Raw genomic sequence first — 22,661 nt, 5'->3', positions numbered from 1 at the left:
CCATGGAGATGACAACTAACTCTAGGTTGTTATCCGCTTTATTATCTGAAAGAGGCTTACTAGCGATGCTAGTCGCCTCTCAGATCCTCGCCTTTATATACGCGCTTATCGCCATCACACCATTTTGGCAAACTTTGGGATTAGTCAGCTTATTTATTCATTGCACTGCTTTTAGTGCCTTGTTTCCACTGCTGTTAGTCACAAAATTAGATACTCAAATTAGTGATAGACTTTCTTTATTGTTGCTGGTTATTTCTTTCTTAATAACAACAGCAATTACAAGCTTTGTATTTCCAGCCATTTTACAAAATATCGGCATTATTGAAGCGGTCAATTTTTCCGCTTTGGTGTTTGAAAATTTAGCTATTTGCTTATGCATTGTTACCCTATTCGCGCACTTTCTGGCAATTTATGCTGATAACATTGAGCAGATCCAGCGCCTATCACAAGCTGAATTAGATGCGTTGCACGCTCGGATCAGGCCTCACTTTTTATACAATGCCTTAAATACGGTCGCAGAACTGGCGCATGTTGATGCCTGCGCGGCCGAACAATCTGCGATTACATTGGCTAACTTGTCTAAAGCAGCACTTGATAGCAGTAAGTGGGTAACAGTCGATGAAGAAATTGCCTTGTGTAAGGATTATATCGGATTAGAAAAATGGCGTTTTGGGACGCGTTTGCAAGTCGAATGGGATATCCGGGGCGTCACTGGGAAAGAGCAAATCCCATCATTGATTTTGCAGCCGCTAATTGAAAATGCGGTAACCCACGGTGTAGAGCCAAGCACGACAGGTGCTAAAATTCGCATTGCGATTATCAAGCATCAGCCGTTTCTTAATATTGCAATTAGTAATGAAGTAAATGCTGGAGGGGCGGTGGTTTACCGTGGCCACGGTATGGGCTTAAGCAACATTAAAAAACGTTTACAGTTGCACTTTGGCGGAAATATTGATTTTGACGTGTCCAGTGAAGCACAAAGTTTTACCGTTAAATTTAGTATACCGATATGAATAAAGTTCTACGTTGTTTATTAGTTGATGATGAGCCGCTTGCGAGAGTTAGGCTTAAACGCCTACTTGATAGCGTGAACAATATTCAATGTGTTGCGGAAGCAGAAAATGGCGAACAAGCTATTCGAATGCTAACTCAAATTGAAGTTGATCTTGTTTTTTTGGATATTTCAATGCCGGGAATATCTGGGTTAGAAACAGCAAAGCAAATTCGTTTGCTTAACAAACAATGTAAAATTGTTTTTGTGACCGCGCACCCAGAACACGCGCTGGCCGCTTTTGATTTGCTTGCCAGTGGCTATTTAGTTAAGCCTTTGGAATCTAACAAGCTTGAAGCTTTGCTACTGTCGCTATTTCCTGAGGTAGACACAATCACCTATCGAGTTGGAAACACGCTGCGTAAGCTTTTGGTGGATGACATTTTGATAGCCCAAGCGGATAACAAGTACACTCGACTGATACTGGAAAATGGCCATCAAGCATTAATTGAGAAAACACTCAAAGCGCTACATGAAGAGTATCGTGGTTACTTTGTAAAGATCCACAGAAGCACCTTGGTTAAAAGGAGTGCAATTCGCGCCCTTGAAGTCGTTGGCCAGAAACACTTTGTCGTGTTGAAGCATTTTCCTGAAAAATTGGAAGTGAGTCGTCGTGCGCTTACACAGTTACGGGCAGACATCGTCTAAAACTCGCTGACTTAGCTCTGTAGAAGCAACCAAAACCGCTTATCGTTTAAATCAACCGTTTGTACCCCCTGCCGTTGTATTTGAATCCTTGCTCGGTATGATGCATACATCAAAATATTTACCAGATTTCATATGATACTTACACCAAGCCGCAATAGTCAGGGGTTCACTTTATTAGAGGTACTTATCGCCTTTATGGTGCTGAGCTTTGGGCTATTGGGGGCGCTGGCGTTGCAAGGAAGAGCCAAGCAAGCAAGCTTCGATGCCATGCAACGAGCGGCTGCGGTGGAACTTGCCTCGGACATATTACATCGATTACGCAGTAACGATACCGAAGATATTATTACGCATTACGATATCGACTTTTCAAGCGATGATGAAGTTAACTTTTCTAATACCTGCTTTATTCAGCGCTGCACGCCAGCACAAATAGCGGCCACAGATATTAATATGTGGCGCCAAGCAATTAAAGCGCGGGAGAATACTGGCTCGTTGGACAGTGCAACGGTATGTATAACACCTAGTCTTGCAGAAAACAGCAACGGACGTGGTATCAATGTAGAAGTGGTCGTGTCGTGGCAAGGAAAGCAAGAAATGACTGCGATAGGGGATAATGCCAACGTCACATGTGGTAATGCAGATAGTCGTCGTAGGCTGGTTGTCATGAATAGTTATGTCTTGCTTAGGTAATTACGAAATGAGTAAAGTCAGAGGTTTCACCTTGCTTGAGTTAATGATCTCCATGTTTATTGGACTATTGTTGCTTGGAGGCATTATTGCGACTTATATCAGTATGCAGTCAACGACACGGGATACCATGCATATCGGTGAGTTACAAGAAACTGGGCGACTGGCTTTGTCTATATTTCGCCGAGATATAGAACAGGTGGGCTTTTGGGGGACTTTTTATGATGAAGGGTTCACCGAAGACAATCAAAGTGCGGAGCCCAATCCAAATGCGGACTGCACAGGTGGGCTCAATAACGGCAGTTTCCCTAATAGCCAACCGACAAACTTTCGCCCAATTCATGCCGAACTTACTACAAATGGCGCAGCAATGAACTGTATTAATAACGCTAGAACCAACTCAGAGGTACTGCAGGTTAAGTTTCTTGAGGGGAATCCAGCTGTGTCTGATCCTGCAACTTTGCAAGTATCTGGATTGGATAGAAATCGTTATTACTTTATTGCTCAACAAGAGCAAGCGGATTTTAGAGCGGCACAAAATGTAGGGCAACTTCCTTCGGTGAATGCCACTGTTTGGCCCTATAGTCACCATGTTTATTACCTGAGTGAGGAGCGAAATGTTCAGGTGGATGATCGAAATGTCACTATTCCGGTGCTACGCCGTCGTCGGCTAACTGTAAATGGTGGTATGACGGATGAGTTGGTGATTGAGGGAGTTGAGCAAATGCACTTTTTGTTCGGTTTAGATACCGATTTAGATGGTCGAGTAGACATGTACGCAACGACACAGACGATGAGTGAAGCTGATTGGGAAAGGACTCGTGGGATTTTGTTCGTACAAATATTTTTGTTAGTTCGAACCTTATCACCAGACGCCGACTTAAACCTACAAAATCAAACCTACGTGTTGGGCCACGGGCCAAATAAACGCACGTTTAGCTTTAATGATACGTTTCGGCGTACGGTCTTCACAACCACCGTATCTATGCACAATATGGGAGCAATCTCGTGGAGCATATGAAGCAACAAGGTGTCGTTTTGGTTATGGCCTTGGTGATGGTTGTCGCCATCATGGCTATAGCGGCATCGCTGATGAGTAGTAGCACGTTAGATATCAAAATGACGCATGCCGTTATGGAGCGTGAAGAGGCGGAAAACTTATTGTATGGAGAAATGCAAAAGCTGATCCAACAACAACAAGCATTGGCGGAAGAAAGTGTGTTTTTGAAAAAACGTGATGAACTCCCTGCTGGTGGTGAAGTTGTACAAACACCCGGAGGGATACGCGCCGTGGTAACGAATCTTAATCGTGGTGAAATGGAGTTATATTGTCCACGCCAGTATGCGTTTACTCATGGTGTCATTTGCAATATGTCGGAAGTAGAAGCGACGGTGACTTATGGCAGTGATAATCAGCACAGTGTCACCATCGTAATGGGGGTTGGTCAGGAGTTAGTCAGTGGTGTGGCAGGCAAATAATATGAAAAAATACGTTCTACTGTGGGTATGCAGCTTATTATTTATCAAGGTTAGCCTTGCTGAAGACATCGAACTCTATGTAAATCACAATGTGTCGCTAGACGAGAAACCCCGCGTAATGATCATGTTTGACACCTCAGGCAGTATGCTTTGGGATTCGCAAACAGGTAAGGCATGTTATGAATTGTATCGCTATTCAAATAATGGCCGAGGCCATGGTCACGGAAACACATCTTGGGCCTACAGGGAAGTTGAATGTTTTAGGTCAACGGTCCACTCCTCTAAAACCTGTTATCAATACAACGAAAACTTGCAGATGCAAGCCAATATTTGCTCAGATAGTCGCTTGACGGTAGCGAAAAAAGCAATGAAAGATCTCATCACCAAAAATCGAGATATCGAATTTGGTCTGTCGCGATTTTACAGCTCGTATGGTGGCTATATTCTTAATGGTATAGGCGCAAATCCATCAGATCTTATTACTAAGATTGATAACTTACCAGGTGAGGGTTACACCCCTTTGTCTGAGATGCTGTGGGAATTGTATCTATATCTCAAAGGCGGTTTTGTTAAAAATGGCTATAACGGTGGTAGCGATAGAGATACTTCTATCGAACATTTCGGTCAATATGTTTCGCCATTTAAACGAGCTGCTGGAGCTGATAAGCGCTGTGATAATTCAATTAATGTGATCCTAATGACAGACGGTGAGCCAACAGCGGATACCGAAGTGAATTATCACATCAAAGAGCAGTACCGTACAATGTTTGGGAGTTATCCTCCTTCTTTTGATTTGTATGAAAATAACTGGTTAACCCAAAATTATTTAGCTGCACTTGCAAAGGTCATGCGTGGTACATCTGATGTTAAGGTCGATCTTTACCCAAATACACCGGACGAACATGACTTTGCGAGGATTTTCGCGATTGGTTTTGGCAATGGGATGACCGCTGAAGGGCAATTGTTACTCAAGCAAACAGCAGAGGAGAATGGCGGGGGTAAATTTTTGCAAGCCAATACCGCTGATGAGCTGGTTAAGGCGTTGGATACCACTATCGTTAATATTCGTAATGTCAGTGCTAGTTTTAGCTCTCCAACCGTCTCTGTCAATGCCAAAGATCAAACACAAAGTGGGGATAATTTATATTACACCATGTTTGAGCCTGAAACGCATACTCGTTGGAAAGGTAACCTTAAAAAGCTAAAAATTAAGGATGGCGCAATACGTGGTCAAGAAAATACCAAAGCGATAAATAGCGATGGATTAATAGGTAAAAATATTACCACTTATTGGTCAGTGCCTGGTTCAAAAGATGGTCAAAATATCGAGGCCGGTGGCGTGAATTATGCGCTTGAGCAACAAAATACACGCAAAGTACTATCAAATTTTAATAAGTCGTATTTAAGTGAGCTGACTTATCAAAATGCCAGAATTGCTTATCGTGGTGACCGACAGCTTGCTCGGGCGATGAAAGCGAACGTCACTGAACTACCAACATTAATTAGCTGGGCAAGGGGTATCGATGTGGATGACGAAGATGGCGATGGTTCTCGTGTCGACAGTCGTGCAGATATTTTTGCCGACCCGCTCCACTCAAAACCCGTCACAATGAACTATGGCAACGGTGACATTCGTATCTTGGTAGGAACCAATGCCGGCTTTTTACACATGTTTAAAGACGAAGGTAATCGTGTAAAGGAAAGTTGGGCATTTATCCCAGAGGTACTACTACCTAACCTCAAGCCAATAAAAAACAAACAGCCAGAAAGCAAGCTTTACGGCATGGACGGTCCAATCACCATTCACTTTAATGATATCAACGAAAATGGCGTAGTCGATAGTGGTGAAAAGGTCTGGGCTTTTGCTGGCATGCGCCGCGGTGGTAATCGTTACTATGGCTTTGATATTACCAATCCAGATGATCCCAAACTGTTGTGGGGTAAGCCCATTATAGGTGGTGAAGGTGACTTTAAGTACTTAGGGCAGACTTGGTCTAAACCGTTTGTGACATTTTTAGAAAATCAAAAGGAACGACCAGTATTAATTTTTACTGCCGGTTATGACACCAATAAAGATAAGGTGAACAAATCTCCAGACAGTGTAGGTATTGGACTTTATATTGTCGATATTATGTCAAGTACACCTAAAGTGATTTGGTCCCTTACGCCTGATAATGGTTTTAAAGGCCAGCATAGCATTGCGGCCAGCGCGACGGTGACTGATTCAGACTATGATGGCTTCTCCGATAGGATCTATATGGCAGACACCGGTGGCAGTATATGGCGTATAGATATGCCAGGACCTGACACTACGCAGTGGAGTCATTTTGAGTTGGCTAGGCTTGCTGGCAATACAGCAAACCACGATCGACGTTTCTTTTACCAACCTACGATTGCGAGAACGTTTTACAGTCGCGTAACTCGCACTACGGACAGTAGCGGAAATATGATAAAAACCCGAAAAGATATTCCGTTTGAAGCACTGGTTATTGGTAGTGGTAATAGAGCAAAACCAACAAATAAAGGCGTTGATGATTACCTGTTTATGATCCGAGATTTAAATACAAAAACGCAGTCTTTTGCAGAGTCTCCACCTACCACGATAAAAATCGACAACTTAATGGAGATGAAATCCGATCCATTTGGCAATGCCCTAACCAGTATGAGCCGATTCACGGATTTGGAAGTAACATTGGGGCAATATAAAGGCTGGAAATATCAACTCAACGGCAGTGAAAAGTCGTTGTCAGCAGCGACTGTCGTGGGTGGTGTAGCCTATTACACCACGTTTACACCAGCCAATCAGAGCATTCAGCAATGTACGCTGACTGGTGGTAAAGGGCAGATGTATGCCTTTCATTTGCATTATGGTAGCGGAAAAACTTATATAACAGCACAAGACTTACCGGATACACCAACGGTGGTGGTAAAAAATAAGGACAATATTGGCGATAGTGTATTTTGGTTTCCAGGTCCCGGACTGAAAAGCTCAGAAGGTGATGCGTTAACGCCATTTTTGCCAACAGGTATATCAACGCCTGAACCGGTAATGACTAATGGTAAGATTCAATTATTTGGCGACATCAGTTTTGGCATTAGAACTCGTCAGCTTTATATCTACAAACGGGAAAAGAACGATGAAAAATAGTCATGGAAAACACAGTAATATTAAAGGATTTAGCTTATTGGAGTTAATGATAGTGCTTGCAATTGTTGGTATTCTCTCGTTTGTCGCCTATCCAAGCTATCTGGACTACACCGCGCGTGCAGCAAGGGCTGAAGCAATGACGACATTGATCGATGCGGCAAATAAGCAAGAGCAGTATTTCTCGGACAATAGAGTGTATACAGAAGATCTTGCTGCTATCGGTGTGCCCAATACAACAGAAAATGGATACTTCGAACTCGCCGCCACAGTAGAAAACAACACCTTTGTTATTACAGCCACAGCTACGAGTGGGCCGGTTGGGGATGATAGGCAATGTGAAACATTAACTATAAATGACCTCGGAGTTAAAGGTTCAACCGGCACTCTCAGTGCCGAGCAATGTTGGGAACGTTAATTAATAAAGCCCAATTTAGACAATGAAGGAATAGTGCTTAAATTTGCGCCCAACGATTACTTTTCACATTGATTAGTGGCTTTGAATCTAGCCCTTCCTGAAAAACTTACACTCATTGCGACACCAGGTTGGCGTTTTTGCACATTAGGGCAGTAAATAAAAGTGCCATTATATAAGCCTGCTAAACCACCGGTATGTTTAAAACTTACGGCACTACGAGAATACGTTAATTGATCGGTTTTTATAATCGCATCAATAACCTGTAATTTACGGTCTCCTTTAGAGAAAGTACCCAAAGGCTTAGTATCGATGAATAGTGTTAACTGTTGATGCCAATCATCGGAGCTACATCGATTATTTAGCAAAGGGCATAGGGTGACGGTCTCGCCAGTTGCAATGGCCTTAACACGTGCATATTTAAGCTGGTGTTTAAGTGTAATTAAGGCTAATTCAGCTCTTGGTTGTTGAAATAAGTGACTCACTGATGGTGCTGCCAGCGCGGTGAAAATGGCCAAAATTGCCAGTGAAATTAATTGTTCAAAAAGCGTAACGCCTTGCTCTCGATGCATATCCTTTGCCTCGAAAAAGAAAGTAAATTAAGCGTAGTCAGCTAATTCTCAGGCTTCAAGTTGCTGAGATATGCCAGTTATTCGAAACGACTATCGGTTAGCGACACGTATTTGTGGTTGCGCCTCTAAATATGGCTGTTCCGGCTTGAGATATAGTGAGCTGTTGGTTTTGCGAATTGGCATTGGCAGGACAGAAAATAAATTCTCCAGGCCTAGATTGACTTAATAGCCCACCAGAGTCAAAGCGTAGTCGGTTCTGACCAGAAAACGCTAGATTGTCTCCACTTTTAAGCGGTTCCATTAAACGATGTAAGGTGTCTTCGTCTTCATCAAAGCGGCCGTTGTTATCTCGATCTACAAAAATAGCAATACGGCTATTGTTCCAACTTGACGAGCAGTCAAAAGAAGCCCTTTGCTGAGCTTGATTTGTAGGAGCTGGACATAGAATTACGATTTCATCAGAAGCTGTGGCTTTGGTTCTAGCAAACGCGACATTGGTTTTTAATTCCCGCAAAAACATCTCAGCACGATTGTGTTTAAGCGTATCGGAATTAAAGCTAAATCCAATAAAAGAGATAATGGCTAGGATAGCAATCGCAATAAGTAATTCGAGTAACGTAAAACCGGTATTGCGTGAAAGCAACATAATTTTTTATCGCTGTTTTGTTTCGATAATAGGCATTATCTCGTGATTGTGGGGAAGGTTGCAATGCTTCCTCTATGAAATAACCCGTAATCTGTAACGTGTTCTGTTATGGCTGATAACTCTGCTGCTTATTACAACATGTAAACTTGTTATGCGTATTCGAGATGATAACGGAGAAGTTATTCGTTTGCCTTGAGTTACTGGATTGTCTAAAATCGACGCAACTAAAAAGGAACCGAGATCGCTATGAAAAAAATTGAAGCAATTATAAAGCCTTTTAAATTAGACGATGTGCGAGAAGCATTGTCAGATGTTGGTATCACAGGTATGACAGTGTGCGAAGTGAAAGGGTTTGGTCGCCAAAAAGGACACACTGAACTATATCGTGGCGCGGAATATATGGTGGATTTTCTTCCCAAAGTAAAACTGGATATTGTTACAGCCGACGAAGACGTAGACAGAGCGATTGAAGTAATTCTGAAAACTGCTCAAACTGGCAAAATTGGCGATGGGAAGATCTTTGTAACAGACGTTGAGCGTGTTATCCGTATTCGTACAGGCGAAGAAGACGAAGAAGCTATTTAACCTTACCTGCACTTGAAGTTAGTTAAGCATCATCGATTGCAGCCAAATAAAAACCCCAAAGGTCTACTTTGGGGTTTTTATTTGGCTGCAATCGAGTAACAAGAGTGACGCTATCTAACGTTAACTTCTGCTGTTTTTCTTACGTTATCAGCTAAGTCATTTAATCCGAGCTTGCGATAGCTTTTTTCCATAATCTCTAAAGCAGGAGTCAAATAACTACTCTGTGGATAATGTTCTAATACATATTTACCACGGTTTGCTGCTGCTAAATAGGCTTCACGCTCAAAGTAATATTCTGCGACTTTTAGCTCATAACGGGCCATTTTATTAAGAAGCCAAACAACGCGTTTTTTTGCTTCAGGAGCGTAAGCGCTATCAGGATAGTTTTTAATAAGAGTCGTTAAGTCCTGAAATGCAACGCGAGTACGATTAGCATCACGGTCGGCTCTGTCGACTCCGAAGTACTCTTGGAAAGCATTTTCATCAGCCTTAATATTGACCAAACCTCTCATATAATACATGTAGTCGAGATCTTTGTGATTTGGATTGAGGCGAATGAAGCGGTCTATTGTAGCAAGCGCTTGTTCCGTATTACCCATTTGGTAGTACGCATAAACAAGGTCCATTTGCACTTGACGAGCATAAGGGCCAAATGGGAAACGGGCATTGATAGCACCCAACAATTCGATTGCACGACCATATAGGCCCGAGTCTAGAGTTTGTTTTGCATCTTCATACAAAGACTGTGCAGACTTGTTGGGGACTCTCTCAATATCTTCTTGTTCTGGAGCTGAGGAACAGGCTGCGAGAGCTAAAACAGAAGCGGTTAACGCCAGCCTAAAGGCGTGTGTCCTTAGTTTCTTTATCATTTTATTTTACTACCTTTGTTTTCTTCGGCTAGGCCAACTCGGCAAAACCGAGTAAACTATGCATTAATACGATTCTAACCCAGTCGAGCACGGCTTGCACTGGTAAATTAGGTAAAGTTTCAGATGTCAGAGCAAATCTCCCTCCAAGCTGAGGTTCCTGTTGAACTGGGCGGCAAACGTCTAGACCAAATATTGGCGCAATTGTTCCCTGATTTTTCAAGATCTAGGATAAAAACTTGGATTTTAGAAGATAAAGTCACTGTGGACGGCACAGTATTTAATACGCCTCGTGAAAAACTACTCGGTGGTGAAACCGTTAATATTGAGACCTTCATTGAAGCGCAACGCGAATATGAAGCTCAAGATATCGCGCTGGATATTGTCTATGAAGATGATGATATTCTAGTGATCAATAAACCGATGGGGCTGGTTGTACACCCAGGAGCGGGTAACCCCGATGGCACGGTACTTAACGCATTGTTATATCACCATCCAGAGATCATCAATGTGCCACGTGCTGGGATTGTGCATCGTTTAGATAAAGATACCACGGGCTTGATGGTGGTGGCTAAAACCATTCAAGCGCAAACCCATTTGGTTAAAAACTTGCAGGCGCGTGAAAACTTCACCCGTGAATACGAAGCAATTTGTAACGGCACCATGACAGCCGGTGGCATGGTAGAAAAAGCGATTGGTCGACATGCGACAAAGCGTACTCACATGGCAGTGCATGAGATGGGTAAACCAGCCATTACGCATTATCGTGTAGCGGAAAAATTTAGAGCACACACACGTTTAAGGCTAAGACTAGAAACTGGCCGTACACACCAAATTCGTGTTCATATGGCGTATTTGAATCATCCTTTGATTGGCGATCAACTTTATGGTGGTCGGCCACGTCCGCCCAGAAATGCGACACCTGCGTTGAGTGCACAGTTACGAGAGTTTAGGCGCCAGGCGCTACATGCGATAAAGCTCAGTATTGCGCACCCAATTACGGGCGAGATGATGAGCTGGGAAGCGCCAGTGCCTGAAGATATGCAAAAATTGACAGAGGCGCTTAGAGAAGACACCAAAGAGAATCCCGATCTCACTTTGTAATCAACCTCAACGACAGATAAGCGAATTTGCTCAATAATGCTATTTTGTTCTCTGCTCGTTGTTTTCACTAGTAACAGCCTGCTATTACTAGTGAAAACGTCTTGATATTGAACAAAATAACATCATTGGGTGTGAAGAGTCCTATAATCTTAAGTATTCACGTGTTCAAAACTCTTATACGCAGCTGAGGTTAACTATGATTATCGCCAATTGGCCACTTACCCACCAAGTTGGCGTGTTATCTACAACGCGCATTGGTGGTGTGTCTACGTCGCCATATCAAAGCTTTAACTTGGCTTTTCATGTTGGCGACAACGCAGAACACGTCGCGGAAAATCGCCGCTTGCTGCACGGCTACGTGCCAAACCCGATTGTTTGGCTAGAACAAGTGCACGGTGCTGATGTTGTTAACGTAGATAAGCAATTTGAAATTGCGCAAATCCACAAGGCAGATGCATTATTTACTCGATTACCCCAACAACCGCTGGCAATTATGACAGCGGATTGCTTGCCTATCTTACTCGCGTCAAGAGACGGTCAAGAAGTGGCTGCTATTCATGGCGGTTGGCGGCCATTATCTTTGAGTATTATCGAAAAAACTTTGGCGTGTTTTAGCGCTAGTCGAGATGATATTTATGCTTGGCTTGGTCCAGCAATAGGACCGACAGCTTTTGAAGTTGGCGAAGATGTAGTCGCAGCCTTTTCGCATCTTGACCAACCGGGTCTATTTAAACCTTGTCATGATGGTAAATACTTCGCGAATATATTTGCCATTGCCACCACCCAGTTACACGATGCAGGAGTAAATCAAATTTATGGTGAGCAACTTTGCACTGTCAATGAGCCCGAGCGTTTCTTCTCTTATCGCAGAGATACAGTTACAGGTCGAATGGCAACCTTGATTTGGCGCAAATAAGCGACACAAATTCCACTGCAGTTGCTTGATATTAACTAAACTAATACCCATTAATAAGGTAATTAAAGAATCTATGGGTATATAAATCATGCGTTTAGATAGATTTACAAGCAAGTTTCAAGCTGCGCTATCCGATGCGCAATCTTTAGCGCTGGGTCGTGACCACCAGTTTATAGAGCCGGTACACTTAATGTACGCCTTGCTCCAGCAATCAGGCTCTAGTGTCAGAGCGTTGTTGGCGCAAGCGGGTGTTAGTGCCGATGAACTCAACTCTAAGCTTTCTCAAGCCATTGAAAAACTTTTTAAAGTTGAAGGCACAGGCGGTGACGTTCAGCTTTCTAATAATTTAATTTCACTGATCAACTTATGTGATAAGTACGCACAAAAGCGCAAAGATAAATACATTTCTAGCGAACTATTTGTATTTTCAGCCTGTGAAGATAAAGGTCCGCTTGGTGATATCTTCAAAGCACTAAATATCACACAAGACAAAATAGAAAAGGCAATTCAGGCAATTCGTGGTGGCCAAAAAGTGGATGACCCGAACGCAGAGGATACTCGTCAAGCGTTAGAAAAGTTCACTATTGATCTGACCGAACGCGCTGAGCAGGGCAAGCTAGACCCAGTAATTGGGCGCGATGATGAAATTCGTCGCACTATTCAAGTACTGCAACGTCGTACCAAAAATAACCCCGTATTGATCGGTGAGCCTGGTGTCGGTAAAACCGCCATTGTTGAAGGACTGGCACAGCGCATTGTCAATGGTGAAGTACCTGAAGGGTTAAAGAGCAAACGTGTGCTGTCGCTAGATTTAGGTGCGTTAGTTGCGGGTGCAAAATACCGTGGCGAATTTGAAGAACGTTTAAAGTCAGTATTGAATGAATTGTCTAAAGAAGAAGGGCAAGTCATTCTGTTTATTGATGAAATTCATACTATGGTCGGTGCAGGTAAAACCGACGGTGCAATGGATGCTGGTAATATGCTAAAGCCAGCGCTTGCACGAGGTGAATTACACTGTGTGGGGGCGACCACTCTTGATGAGTATCGGCAGTATATTGAAAAAGACGCAGCACTGGAGCGCCGATTCCAAAAAGTATTTGTTGATGAGCCAAGTGTTGAAGATACCATCGCGATTTTACGCGGTTTAAAAGAGCGTTATGAACTGCATCACTCAGTAGACATTACAGATCCCGCGATTGTGGCAGCGGCAAATCTTTCACATCGCTATATCTCGGATCGCCAGTTACCAGATAAGGCTATTGACTTGATTGATGAAGCCGGTTCTTCGATTCGTTTGCAAATTGATTCAAAGCCAGAACAATTAGACCGACTTGAACGTCGTATTATCCAGCTTAAACTGGAAGACAACGCTCTAGCAAAAGAGAAAGACGAAGCCAGTCAAAAGCGTCGTGCAGAAATGCAATCACTTATAAGTGATCTAGAAACAGAGTACCGTGAACTCGATGAAGTTTGGAATGCTGAAAAAGCCTCCTTACAAGGCACGCAAGTAATTAAGGCGGAACTAGAACAGGCGAGACTGGATTTAGAGGTGGCGCGCCGTGCTAGTGATCTACAGCGTATGTCTGAGTTGCAATATGGCCGTATACCTGAACTAGAACGAAAGCTCGATCTCGCTTCGCAAGCTGAAATGCAAGAAATGAGTTTGCTAAAAAATCAGGTTGGAGAAGATGAAATCGCAGAGATTTTATCTCGTTGGACCGGTATCCCAGTTGCTAAAATGCTACAAGGTGAGCGTGAAAAGCTACTGCAAATGGAAGATGAACTGCATAAAAAAGTGATTGGCCAAGATGAAGCTGTGAATGCAGTTGCCAACGCTATCCGTCGTTCAAGAGCCGGGCTTGCCGATCCCAATCGTCCCATTGGTTCGTTTTTATTCTTAGGCCCGACAGGGGTTGGTAAAACTGAGCTCACTAAAGCGTTAGCAAACTTTATGTTCGACACAGAAGATGCCATGGTGCGTATCGATATGTCGGAGTTTATGGAAAAGCATTCTGTTGCGCGTTTAGTCGGTGCACCTCCTGGTTATGTCGGATATGAAGAAGGAGGGTATCTTACTGAGGCGGTAAGACGTAGGCCATACTCTGTTGTGTTATTAGATGAAGTCGAAAAAGCCCATCCAGATGTATTTAATATCTTATTGCAAGTGTTAGATGACGGACGTCTGACCGATGGCCAAGGGCGCACTGTGGATTTCAAGAATACGGTGATCATTATGACTTCTAACTTGGGCTCGGATGTGATCCAAGAACAGGCAGGTAATAACGATTACATCACCTTGAAAGAAAAAGTCATGGGCGTTTTAGCTACTCAATTCAGACCCGAGTTTATAAACCGTATTGATGAAACAGTCGTATTCCACCCACTTATTGGTGAACACATTAAAGCGATTGCGAGTATTCAATTGAGTCGTTTAACTCGTCGTCTAACGGAAAAAGGTTTTGAACTGTCTTTGAGTGATGGTGCGTTGGATAAAATTGCTGCCAATGGCTTTGATCCAGTGTTTGGTGCAAGGCCACTTAAACGTGCAATTCAGCAATATATTGAGAATCCGCTGGCACAAGATTTGTTGCAAGGTAAATTTGTCACAGGTGACACGATAAAAGTGGATGTGGATGGCGATAATATCGTGTTTAGCAATTAAACCGATACTGTAAAGTTTTGAAGCCGCTCTACGATGAGCGGTTTTTTGATGCGTTTATCAGGTGTTGGTATGGGTGTTAAATTAGCGTATTCTAGGCCCAGCTTTTGTTGAAATGAAAATAAACCTATGCAAGTAGAGTCAACCACTTATGGTGTTTATGAGTTTGGTGATGAGGGCCAGCTTGAAGTAATTCAAAAAGTCATTCCAGAACTTACTCACGGCCAAGTATTGTTGCGAGTGTTTAGTACTAGCGTTAACCCAATTGATATTAAAACTCGTCAAGGTCTTGGCTATGTTGCAGCTAATAAGCAGCCAAGTGCATTTTTACCGCTCGGTTATGACGTTTATGGCGAAGTGTTGGCTGTCGCTGATAAAGACAGCGGCATATCGGTGGGACAGCATGTAATTGGTATGGTCGGTTTTGCTAACAGCCCAGGTACATATAGTGATTATCATGTTGTTAGTGAATCGCAAGTAATGCCTGTTGCACCGCAACAAAAAGAAGAAATAGCCGGTCTATGTTTGGCGGGATTAACTGCAAAACAAGCAATTGATAAATTTGCACAGAGTGACAAGCCCTTGTTGGTTTCTGCAGCAACTGGTGGTGTTGGTCATTTGGCGATTCAAATAGCAAAGCTTTACGGTAAGCGAGTGGTAGCACTGACATCACGGAAGACCCATCCGTTACTTGCTCAGCTTGATATTGACGTGATGGACTATGAGCAACTTGCACGGCAACAAATTGATGCGGACTTACTCGATTTAGTTGGGGGAGAGATTGCTTGCTCTGTCCTGTCAAGATTGAAGGAGAATGCACGCATAGTCACGATCCCCAGTGTAACGAAAGAGCTAGTTTGTCAGGCGGCTGAACAATATGGGCATCACTGTGAAGGGATGCTAGTGCACAGCAATATTGAAGATCTTAAGTATTTGTACGAGCGCTATTCGATAGGCAAAATACAGCTAGCGGTAAGTCACACCTTTACCTTAGAAGAAATAGCCACCGCGCATCGATTTATGAACTCGGCAACGCATTTTGGCAAAGTTATTGTAAAAGCTTGAGTAATTTAGTTTTGACCCCATTGAGAAAGCATTGGCCTGTAGGCTCGAGGAACTATTTTTGAAACAATTAGACTTAAACACAAAACTTGAGTTGCTTTCAAATGACGTCCAAAAAGGCGCATTTAAAGGAATTAAACGAGGTATCGAGCGCGAAGCGTTGAGAATACAACGCACGGGAAAGATAGCTAAAACACCACATCCTGAGAAAACAGGTCATGCATTAACCAACCAGCATATTACCACCGATTTTTCGGAGTCCTTATTAGAGTTTATTACTCCCGTCAGTGAGAATGCAGAAGAAACGCTGAATCAACTGGCTGATCTGCAAAAATTCACCCTACAACATATGGGTGAAGAATTACTTTGGCCGATGTCAATGCCGTGTTTCATTGAAGATGAAAGTGATATTGAACTGGCTCAGTTTGGCAGCTCTAACATTGGTAAAATGAAAACTCTGTATCGAGAAGGGTTGAAGAATCGTTATGGCAGTATGATGCAGGCGATTGCTGGTGTGCATTTTAATATTTCGTTTCCTGATTCGCTTTGGTCAAGCTTGCAGGCCATCGAACATAGTACCCAAGCGAGAGAAGAATATATTTCCGATAAATATTTGGGCCTTATTCGTAATTTCAAACGAGAAATGTGGTTGATCAGCTATTTATTCGGTGCATCTCCAGCGTTATGCCCATCATTCCTGCAGGGTAAAAACAGTAAACTACCATTTGAAAAACTACCTTCTGGTACTTTATATCTTGAGTATGGCACCGCTTTACGCTTAGGAGATCTGGGCTATACCAACAGCGCGCAAAGTTCACTAAAGGTAATGTATAACAACCTAGACGAGTATATTGCCGGGTTAAGAGCTGCAATTCGCAGTCGCTCAGACTTGTATCATGAGATCCCTGATTATAAGGCTGCACAGCCCAAGCAGCTAAACCAGAACATCTTGCAGATAGAAAATGAGTTTTACTCACCGATTAGACCAAAGCGTAATGCTAAATCTGGTGAGACACCTACTCAAGCACTGGAGCGCGGTGGGATTGAGTACATTGAAATTAGAGCACTTGATGTGAATCCATTTGCCGAGACTGGGATCAGCCTCGAGCAGATTTATTTCTTGGATGTATTATTAACCTACTGCTTGCTAAAACCTAGCCCCGCATTAGATTGGAGTGCTCAAAAGCTCGCAGACAGAAACTTGCAAAGGGTAGTGAATCAAGGTCGAGACCCAAGTCTGACGTTGACGGCAGATAACGGAGAAGTGTTACTTCGTGATTGGGCTCAGGAAATTTTTGCGCAGTTGAGAAAAGTCGCTGATGTCTTAGATACGAGTAATTCAACAACACGTTACAGTGATGTCATTGAGCATTTTTATGCGAGTGTTGAGGAGCCAGAATTGACATTTTCGGGCCAAGTTATGGCTGCTTTGAAAGCGAGAACGCCGGAGCAGGGGAGTTTGGGTATTGAACTGGCTGAGAAATATAAACTAGCTCACCGCAATTTGGCTTACAGGTTTTATGACGATCAGATACTCTCAGAGTTAGCAGAACAGTCTTTTGCCGGGGAAGCTGCCGTAAGGAAGGCTGACGACAAAGATTTTCGCTCTTTTTTAGACGATTATTTTGCTAAGGCTTAGACAAAAAAAAGCGCAGCCATAGGCTGCGCAAATATAATTTCAGGGATGAAACAATGCTAAACTGCTGCATTCATAGATTAAGACAGGCCATAATTTAAAAAGTTCAGTGGGATTCAAAAAAAATGCAAAAAAAAATTATTTTATTGAGTTTAGTCACTGTTCTGTCGGGTTGTGCAACCGCTCCTCCTAAGCAACCCAATGATATTTGTAAGATTTTTGAAGAAAAAGAAGATTGGTACTACGATGCCCGCGACGCCCAAGATAAGTGGGGTTCGCCAAAACATGTACTGATGAGTATGATGTTTCAAGAAAGTTCTTTTCGCCACGATGCGGCGCCGCCAATGGAGTACTTTCTTGGCTTCATTCCTATCGGTAGAGCAAGCTCCGCCTATGGTTACTCGCAAGCCAAAACTCCCACTTGGTCAGATTACATTCGTGAAACTGGAAATTCTGGAGCGGATCGTGATGACTTTGATGATGCCATCGATTTTATGGCGTGGTTTGTTTACAAAACCAATAAAGTTAATGGTGTTTCAAAGTGGGACGCTTATGCGCAGTATTTGAACTATCACGAAGGTTGGGGCGGCTATCGGCGAGGTACTTATCGCAATAAAAAGTGGCTAATGCAGGTGGCAAATAAAGTGAAGCATCGAGCGTCTCGTTATGCCGCTCAGCTCAAGCGCTGTGAAGATGATTTAGATAAAAACTGGTTCGAAAGAATTTTCTTTTAATACCAATTCACTTAATGAAGTAATCTATTTTGAGGCAAGAAGAGCTTGTCGATAGCAGCGCTCTCGCGTCCTGCTACCGCTTAGGTACCTACGTCTGTATAAGGCAAATATTTGGCTATTTGGTTGTTCTAAATAAGAAGTTTTTAACGCTGCTAACGTCAGGTTAGGTTCCTCAAAATGATTAATTATTAATGAGGATTGGTATAATTCTTGGCTCTGGCTTTTAAACTTCATTTGACACTGAAAAGCATAAAAAACCGCAGGCTAGCTGCGGTTTTGTACATTAGATTATTTGCGGCGCTTTTTTACTTTCAGCTGTTTAATCATATTTTCCTTCATTTCAACCACTTCAAGAATATAGCTGTCAATGAGCACACTCAAGGGGGCGTCCGGAATATCTTCTAAATGTTCTACAATTAGCCCGCTAAGTGTTTTTGGGCCTTCGGTAGGCAGCTGCCAATCCATCTCTTTATTAAGATCGCGGATATTTACGCTACCCTCAACAATAATAGAACCATCACGTTGTCTGCTGACTTCTTCACTGGGAGTCTTTGCCTGTGTGGTAGTAAAATCACCGACAACCTCTTCTAAGATGTCCTCTAACGTAACAAGACCTTGAATATCACCGTATTCGTCAACAACTAAGCCGATCCGTTCTTTATTTTCTTGAAACTTAATGAGCTGAGTGTTTAAAGAGGTATTTTCGGGAATATAGTAGATTTCCCTAACGGCTCGTAACAACGAAGGCTTATCAAACTGTTCTTTGGTCAGCAGCCTTAAAGCATCTCTGGCATGAATAAAACCTACCGCGTCATCAATTTGATCGCGATAAAGCAGCACACGAGTGTGTTGCGCATTTGTCAGTTGTCGTGAAATATCTTTCCAGTCGTCATTGATATCGATAGCGTTGATTTCACTTCTGGGGATCATGATGTCTTCTACCGTAACATGATCAAGATCCAAGATTGAAGTCAGCATGCTTTGGTGATTGGACGTCAGCATAGCACTGGATTCATTTACCACTGTTTTTAGTTCTTCTTTGCTGAGGCTGTGTTCTTCTATTTCTTGTGGTGTGATACCAAACAAACGTAGCATTCCATTGGTTACCCAATTCGTTGCAACTACGAAAGGGAAAAGGATGACAAGTAAACCTTTTAGAACAATCGAGCTTGGGAAAGCAACTTTTTCAGGGTAGAGTGCAGCAAGTGTTTTCGGTGTCACTTCAGCAAAAATTAGCACCACTAATGTTAAGCAAAATGTGGCGATAGCAATACCCATGTCACCGTATAAACGCAGGCCAATAATTGTCGCGACTTGCGCGGCGGCAATATTTACCAGATTATTACCAATGAGTATTAGACCGATTAGTCTATCAGGACGAGTGAGTAGTTTACTCACACGCTTCGCTCCACGATGATTCTCTTTTTCGAGATGCCGCAAGCGAATTCGGTTGATTGACATGATCCCAGTTTCCGAGCTTGAAAAATAAGCCGAGATCAAAATAAGCACGCCCAAAATTATAAATAAGGCGCTGGTTGATATGTCTTCCAACAGAGGTTCCCTTTTTTGCTTATGAACGAGTATTAAGCGTCAGCGTCATAAGTTAGTCAAGTTAAAGTTCGGATTCGACAAAGTTTAACATGCAAACTTCGCTCAAATTGATGAGTTTTCACTGATTAATTCAGCAATCTTTCGCAGTATTTATCATTTGTTGTGTACTGTGTTGTTTAGAATTTGCCGAGTATAACTTCTTGAATAAAGCGGCTGCCGAAATAGGCCAATGTGACCATTGCAGACGCAGTAAAAATAGCGATTACGACGGGCTTGCCTCGCCAACCAAATTTATGGTGTCCAATTGAAACAGTGACATAAATAGACCAAGCGACGATGGATAAAACGGTTTTATGAATGGCTTCTTTGGCAAACATACCATCAAGAAATATAAAACCAGCAGCAAGTGCTAAGGTTAGCAAACCTGTGCCTACAAAAAGTAGTTGGTATAGTTGCTTTTCTACCTGCATTAACGGTGGTAAATGACTCGTCATAATCGCCAAATCACGTTGCTTTAAGCGTTTATCAATAAAAATAAATTGCACTGCATAAAGGGTAGAAATTATCAGGACACAATAAGCCAACAATGACAGCGAGATATGGATGAGTAAACCTATTTCAACATGTAGGTTTTGTAAAATGATGTGATGGGGAATTAAAGGACTCGCCAGTAGTAGCAACGCGGCAAAGCCATAAACAACAGGAAGTAGTAGCGTTGCGGGGAAACGTAACGACACAGTTGTTACACACACGACAATAATCCAACACGTTAATAATGCGACATTAACGGTACTAAGATCTTGTCCTTGTTGAGTGAAAACAGAATTAACAAGGACCAATAAATGAGCCAAGATTGCGATAGTACTTAAAATCAACGTTTTCTTTTGGCTGGGGCCTTGCTTATCAAATAAGCGTGACAACACATGACTGGTCGCCATGATATAAAACAGACTCGCAATGACTGACAAGCTAATGATCAACATAGTGAATAAGCCCAATAAGTTAGTTTCCTTTTCATTGGTTATTGTATTTAAACCCTGTCCGATTGCATAGGGTTTCCAAAAAGAAACTTTGATTGCGCTTGAATACTGTATTAGTGGCACGCATATCAGTATAATGCTTGGCAATTTCGAGATTTTGGAACCGATACATGTTTGAAAACCTCCAAGAGCGGTTAGGAAAAACGCTCAAAAATATCAGCGGCAGAGGCCGTTTGACCGAAGACAACATAAAAGAAACATTGCGTGAAGTGCGCATGGCACTCCTTGAAGCCGATGTAGCCCTGCCAGTTGTTCGCGAGTTTGTTAAACAAGTAAAAGAGCGAGCGGTTGGTGTTGAGGTGACTAAAAGCCTTAGTCCCGGTCAGGTTTTCATCAAAATCGTTCGTGAAGAGCTTGAAAAAGCCATGGGCGAAGCAAACGAAGAACTGAATCTGAACGCTCAGCCCCCGGCCGTGGTGATGATGGCGGGTTTGCAAGGTGCCGGTAAAACTACCAGTGTTGGTAAACTAGCTAAGTTTTTAAAAGAACGTAAAAAGAAATCCGTATTAGTGGTTAGTGCCGACGTATATCGTCCTGCAGCGATTAAGCAGTTAGAGACGTTGGCTGCTGAGGTAGAGGTTGAGTTCTTCCCAAGCGATATATCACAAAAACCAGTGGATATTGCAACTAATGCGATATCACATGCGAAGAAAAAGTTTATTGACGTAGTATTAGTTGATACCGCAGGTCGTTTGCACGTAGATGCAGACATGATGGACGAAATCAAAGATCTGCATGCTGCGATTAACCCAATAGAAACACTGTTCGTGGTTGATTCCATGACTGGTCAAGATGCGGCAAACACAGCGAAGGCGTTTGATGAAGCGTTGCCGTTAAGTGGTGTCATTCTTACCAAAACAGATGGTGATGCTCGTGGTGGTGCTGCACTCTCTATCCGTCATATTACAGGTAAACCAATTAAGTTTATTGGCGTTGGTGAGCGTACTGATGCGTTAGAACCTTTCCACCCTGATCGTATTGCATCTCGCATTCTAGGAATGGGTGATGTACTTTCACTCATCGAAGAAGTTGAGATGAAAGTTGACAAGGATAAAGCAGCTAAAGTCGCTGAAAAAGTCTTTAAAGGTGATGGATTCACTTTAGAGGATTTTGCAGAGCAGCTACGTCAAATGAAAAACATGGGCGGCATGATGTCGATGCTTGATAAGCTACCAGGCATGTCAAATTTGCCAGATGCGGTGAAAGGACAAGTGAACGACAAAACCTTTGTACAAATGGAAGCGATTATCAACTCAATGACCTTAAAAGAGCGCGCTCGTCCTGAGATTATCAAGGGGTCAAGGAAAAAGCGTATTGCAGCGGGCTCTGGTACTCAAGTTCAAGACATCAACAAGTTGTTAAAGCAATTTACCCAGATGCAGAAAATGATGAAAAAAATGAAAGGTAAAGGTGGCATGCAAAAAATGATGCGTGGCATGAAGGGGATGATGCCACCGGGTATGTTCGGTGGGGGCCCCAAGTTTTAACCGCTTTAGTTTGTTGAAAGCCGCAGAACACTGCGGCTTTTTTTGTATTCGTAAAATGTAACCTTAGTCAATAGGTTAAATATCAACTGACCACACTATGAAATCAATCAGAAGAAGCTTTCAGTTGACCTTCATATCTTTTCTATTCTTTCAATAACCACCTTAGACTTTAGGTTTATTAAATTGATTCTTAAGCGATGTGTACTAGAGTCTAGAAGAAGCTCACATATGCAGCTCCGGCCTAGTGGATATAAATACCTAATCACTCTATTAATAGATCCACACTATCGTGGGCCGAGGTTTTTGTTCATGGAAGAGCAAGAGGAGCTCGTTTTGTTTTTTACACTGAGACCTCAGCAAACGGATTGTGTTAATACA

At 42.6% G+C, this 22,661-nt stretch carries 20 protein-coding genes; 15 read left to right on the top strand and 5 right to left on the bottom strand.

Annotated elements, in window-relative coordinates:
* The first annotated feature begins 2 nt into the window (after positions 1–2).
* The 7 genes from ACSLBF_RS11920 (at position 3) to ACSLBF_RS11890 (ending at position 7,428) form a co-directional block, all read left to right on the top strand.
* A complete protein-coding gene (locus tag ACSLBF_RS11920; RefSeq protein WP_440053613.1) occupies positions 3–1,013 on the top strand; it encodes a sensor histidine kinase in 1,011 nt (336 codons plus the stop codon).
* Positions 1,010–1,699, top strand: a complete 690-nt coding sequence (locus ACSLBF_RS11915; RefSeq protein ID WP_440053612.1) for a LytR/AlgR family response regulator transcription factor — start codon at positions 1,010–1,012, stop codon at positions 1,697–1,699. The genes ACSLBF_RS11920 and ACSLBF_RS11915 overlap by 4 nt, the downstream gene beginning before the upstream one ends.
* A 132-nt stretch (positions 1,700–1,831) precedes the next feature.
* On the top strand, positions 1,832–2,389 hold the full coding sequence (gene pilV / locus ACSLBF_RS11910) for a type IV pilus modification protein PilV (RefSeq protein ID WP_440053611.1): 558 nt from the start codon (positions 1,832–1,834) through the stop codon (positions 2,387–2,389).
* 7 nt (positions 2,390–2,396) lie between these two features.
* On the top strand, positions 2,397–3,407 hold the full coding sequence (locus ACSLBF_RS11905) for a PilW family protein (RefSeq protein ID WP_440053610.1): 1,011 nt from the start codon (positions 2,397–2,399) through the stop codon (positions 3,405–3,407).
* Positions 3,404–3,865, top strand: a complete 462-nt coding sequence (locus ACSLBF_RS11900) for a pilus assembly protein PilX (protein WP_440053609.1) — start codon at positions 3,404–3,406, stop codon at positions 3,863–3,865. The genes ACSLBF_RS11905 and ACSLBF_RS11900 overlap by 4 nt, the downstream gene beginning before the upstream one ends.
* Before the next feature lies 1 nt (position 3,866).
* The gene (locus tag ACSLBF_RS11895; protein WP_440053608.1) at positions 3,867–7,013 is read left to right on the top strand and encodes a pilus assembly protein; all 3,147 of its coding nucleotides are present in this window, start codon (positions 3,867–3,869) and stop codon (positions 7,011–7,013) included.
* Positions 7,003–7,428 carry a type IV pilin protein gene (locus tag ACSLBF_RS11890; RefSeq protein ID WP_440053607.1) on the top strand — a complete coding sequence of 142 codons (426 nt, stop codon included), beginning with the start codon at positions 7,003–7,005 and terminating at the stop codon, positions 7,426–7,428. Before ACSLBF_RS11895 ends, ACSLBF_RS11890 begins: the two co-directional genes overlap by 11 nt.
* Before the next feature lie 56 nt (positions 7,429–7,484).
* Here ACSLBF_RS11890 and ACSLBF_RS11885 read toward each other — a convergent pair whose 3' ends face one another.
* Together ACSLBF_RS11885 and ACSLBF_RS11880 are read right to left on the bottom strand one after the other, a co-directional pair.
* Positions 7,485–7,997 (bottom strand): GspH/FimT family pseudopilin, encoded by a 513-nt coding sequence (locus ACSLBF_RS11885; protein WP_440053606.1) that lies wholly within the window; start codon positions 7,995–7,997, stop codon positions 7,485–7,487.
* Between the two features lie 97 nt (positions 7,998–8,094).
* Positions 8,095–8,643 (bottom strand): GspH/FimT family protein, encoded by a 549-nt coding sequence (locus ACSLBF_RS11880; RefSeq protein WP_440053605.1) that lies wholly within the window; start codon positions 8,641–8,643, stop codon positions 8,095–8,097.
* A gap of 246 nt (positions 8,644–8,889) precedes the next feature.
* Between ACSLBF_RS11880 and glnB the strand changes: the two genes are divergently transcribed.
* Complete coding sequence (glnB, locus tag ACSLBF_RS11875) at positions 8,890–9,228, top strand: nitrogen regulatory protein P-II (RefSeq protein WP_440053604.1); 339 nt, start codon at positions 8,890–8,892, stop codon at positions 9,226–9,228.
* A gap of 110 nt (positions 9,229–9,338) precedes the next feature.
* Here the strand turns inward: glnB and ACSLBF_RS11870 are convergent, their stop codons facing one another.
* Positions 9,339–10,097 (bottom strand): outer membrane protein assembly factor BamD, encoded by a 759-nt coding sequence (locus tag ACSLBF_RS11870; RefSeq protein ID WP_440053603.1) that lies wholly within the window; start codon positions 10,095–10,097, stop codon positions 9,339–9,341.
* Between the two features lie 123 nt (positions 10,098–10,220).
* On the opposite strand from ACSLBF_RS11870, the gene rluD reads away from it, so the two are divergent.
* From rluD to ACSLBF_RS11840, 6 genes are all read left to right on the top strand, one after another.
* Positions 10,221–11,198: a 23S rRNA pseudouridine(1911/1915/1917) synthase RluD gene (gene rluD, locus ACSLBF_RS11865; RefSeq protein ID WP_440053602.1), complete on the top strand. Its 978-nt coding sequence runs from the start codon at positions 10,221–10,223 to the stop codon at positions 11,196–11,198.
* A gap of 196 nt (positions 11,199–11,394) precedes the next feature.
* The gene (pgeF, locus tag ACSLBF_RS11860) at positions 11,395–12,114 is read left to right on the top strand and encodes a peptidoglycan editing factor PgeF (RefSeq protein WP_440053601.1); all 720 of its coding nucleotides are present in this window, start codon (positions 11,395–11,397) and stop codon (positions 12,112–12,114) included.
* Positions 12,115–12,202: 88 nt separating this feature from the next.
* Positions 12,203–14,776 (top strand): ATP-dependent chaperone ClpB, encoded by a 2,574-nt coding sequence (gene clpB / locus ACSLBF_RS11855; RefSeq protein WP_440053600.1) that lies wholly within the window; start codon positions 12,203–12,205, stop codon positions 14,774–14,776.
* 126 nt (positions 14,777–14,902) lie between these two features.
* Entirely contained in the window at positions 14,903–15,838 is a 936-nt protein-coding gene (locus ACSLBF_RS11850; protein WP_440053599.1) for an NADP-dependent oxidoreductase, read from the top strand.
* A 58-nt stretch (positions 15,839–15,896) separates the two neighbouring features.
* Entirely contained in the window at positions 15,897–17,474 is a 1,578-nt protein-coding gene (gshA, locus tag ACSLBF_RS11845; RefSeq protein WP_440053598.1) for a glutamate--cysteine ligase, read from the top strand.
* Between the two features lie 122 nt (positions 17,475–17,596).
* Positions 17,597–18,205 carry a transglycosylase SLT domain-containing protein gene (locus tag ACSLBF_RS11840; protein WP_440053597.1) on the top strand — a complete coding sequence of 203 codons (609 nt, stop codon included), beginning with the start codon at positions 17,597–17,599 and terminating at the stop codon, positions 18,203–18,205.
* A gap of 288 nt (positions 18,206–18,493) precedes the next feature.
* Here ACSLBF_RS11840 and ACSLBF_RS11835 read toward each other — a convergent pair whose 3' ends face one another.
* Both ACSLBF_RS11835 and ACSLBF_RS11830 read right to left on the bottom strand, forming a co-directional pair.
* Entirely contained in the window at positions 18,494–19,756 is a 1,263-nt protein-coding gene (locus tag ACSLBF_RS11835; RefSeq protein WP_440053596.1) for an HlyC/CorC family transporter, read from the bottom strand.
* 176 nt (positions 19,757–19,932) lie between these two features.
* Positions 19,933–20,739, bottom strand: a complete 807-nt coding sequence (locus ACSLBF_RS11830) for a cytochrome C assembly family protein (RefSeq protein ID WP_440053595.1) — start codon at positions 20,737–20,739, stop codon at positions 19,933–19,935.
* A 167-nt stretch (positions 20,740–20,906) separates the two neighbouring features.
* On the opposite strand from ACSLBF_RS11830, the gene ffh reads away from it, so the two are divergent.
* On the top strand, positions 20,907–22,283 hold the full coding sequence (ffh, locus tag ACSLBF_RS11825; RefSeq protein ID WP_440053594.1) for a signal recognition particle protein: 1,377 nt from the start codon (positions 20,907–20,909) through the stop codon (positions 22,281–22,283).
* Positions 22,284–22,661 lie beyond the last annotated feature (378 nt).

The organism is Pseudoalteromonas sp. T1lg65, assembly GCF_051930985.1.
Classification (GTDB): domain Bacteria; phylum Pseudomonadota; class Gammaproteobacteria; order Enterobacterales; family Alteromonadaceae; genus Pseudoalteromonas.
This window is presented reverse-complemented; position numbering and strand designations above follow the sequence as displayed.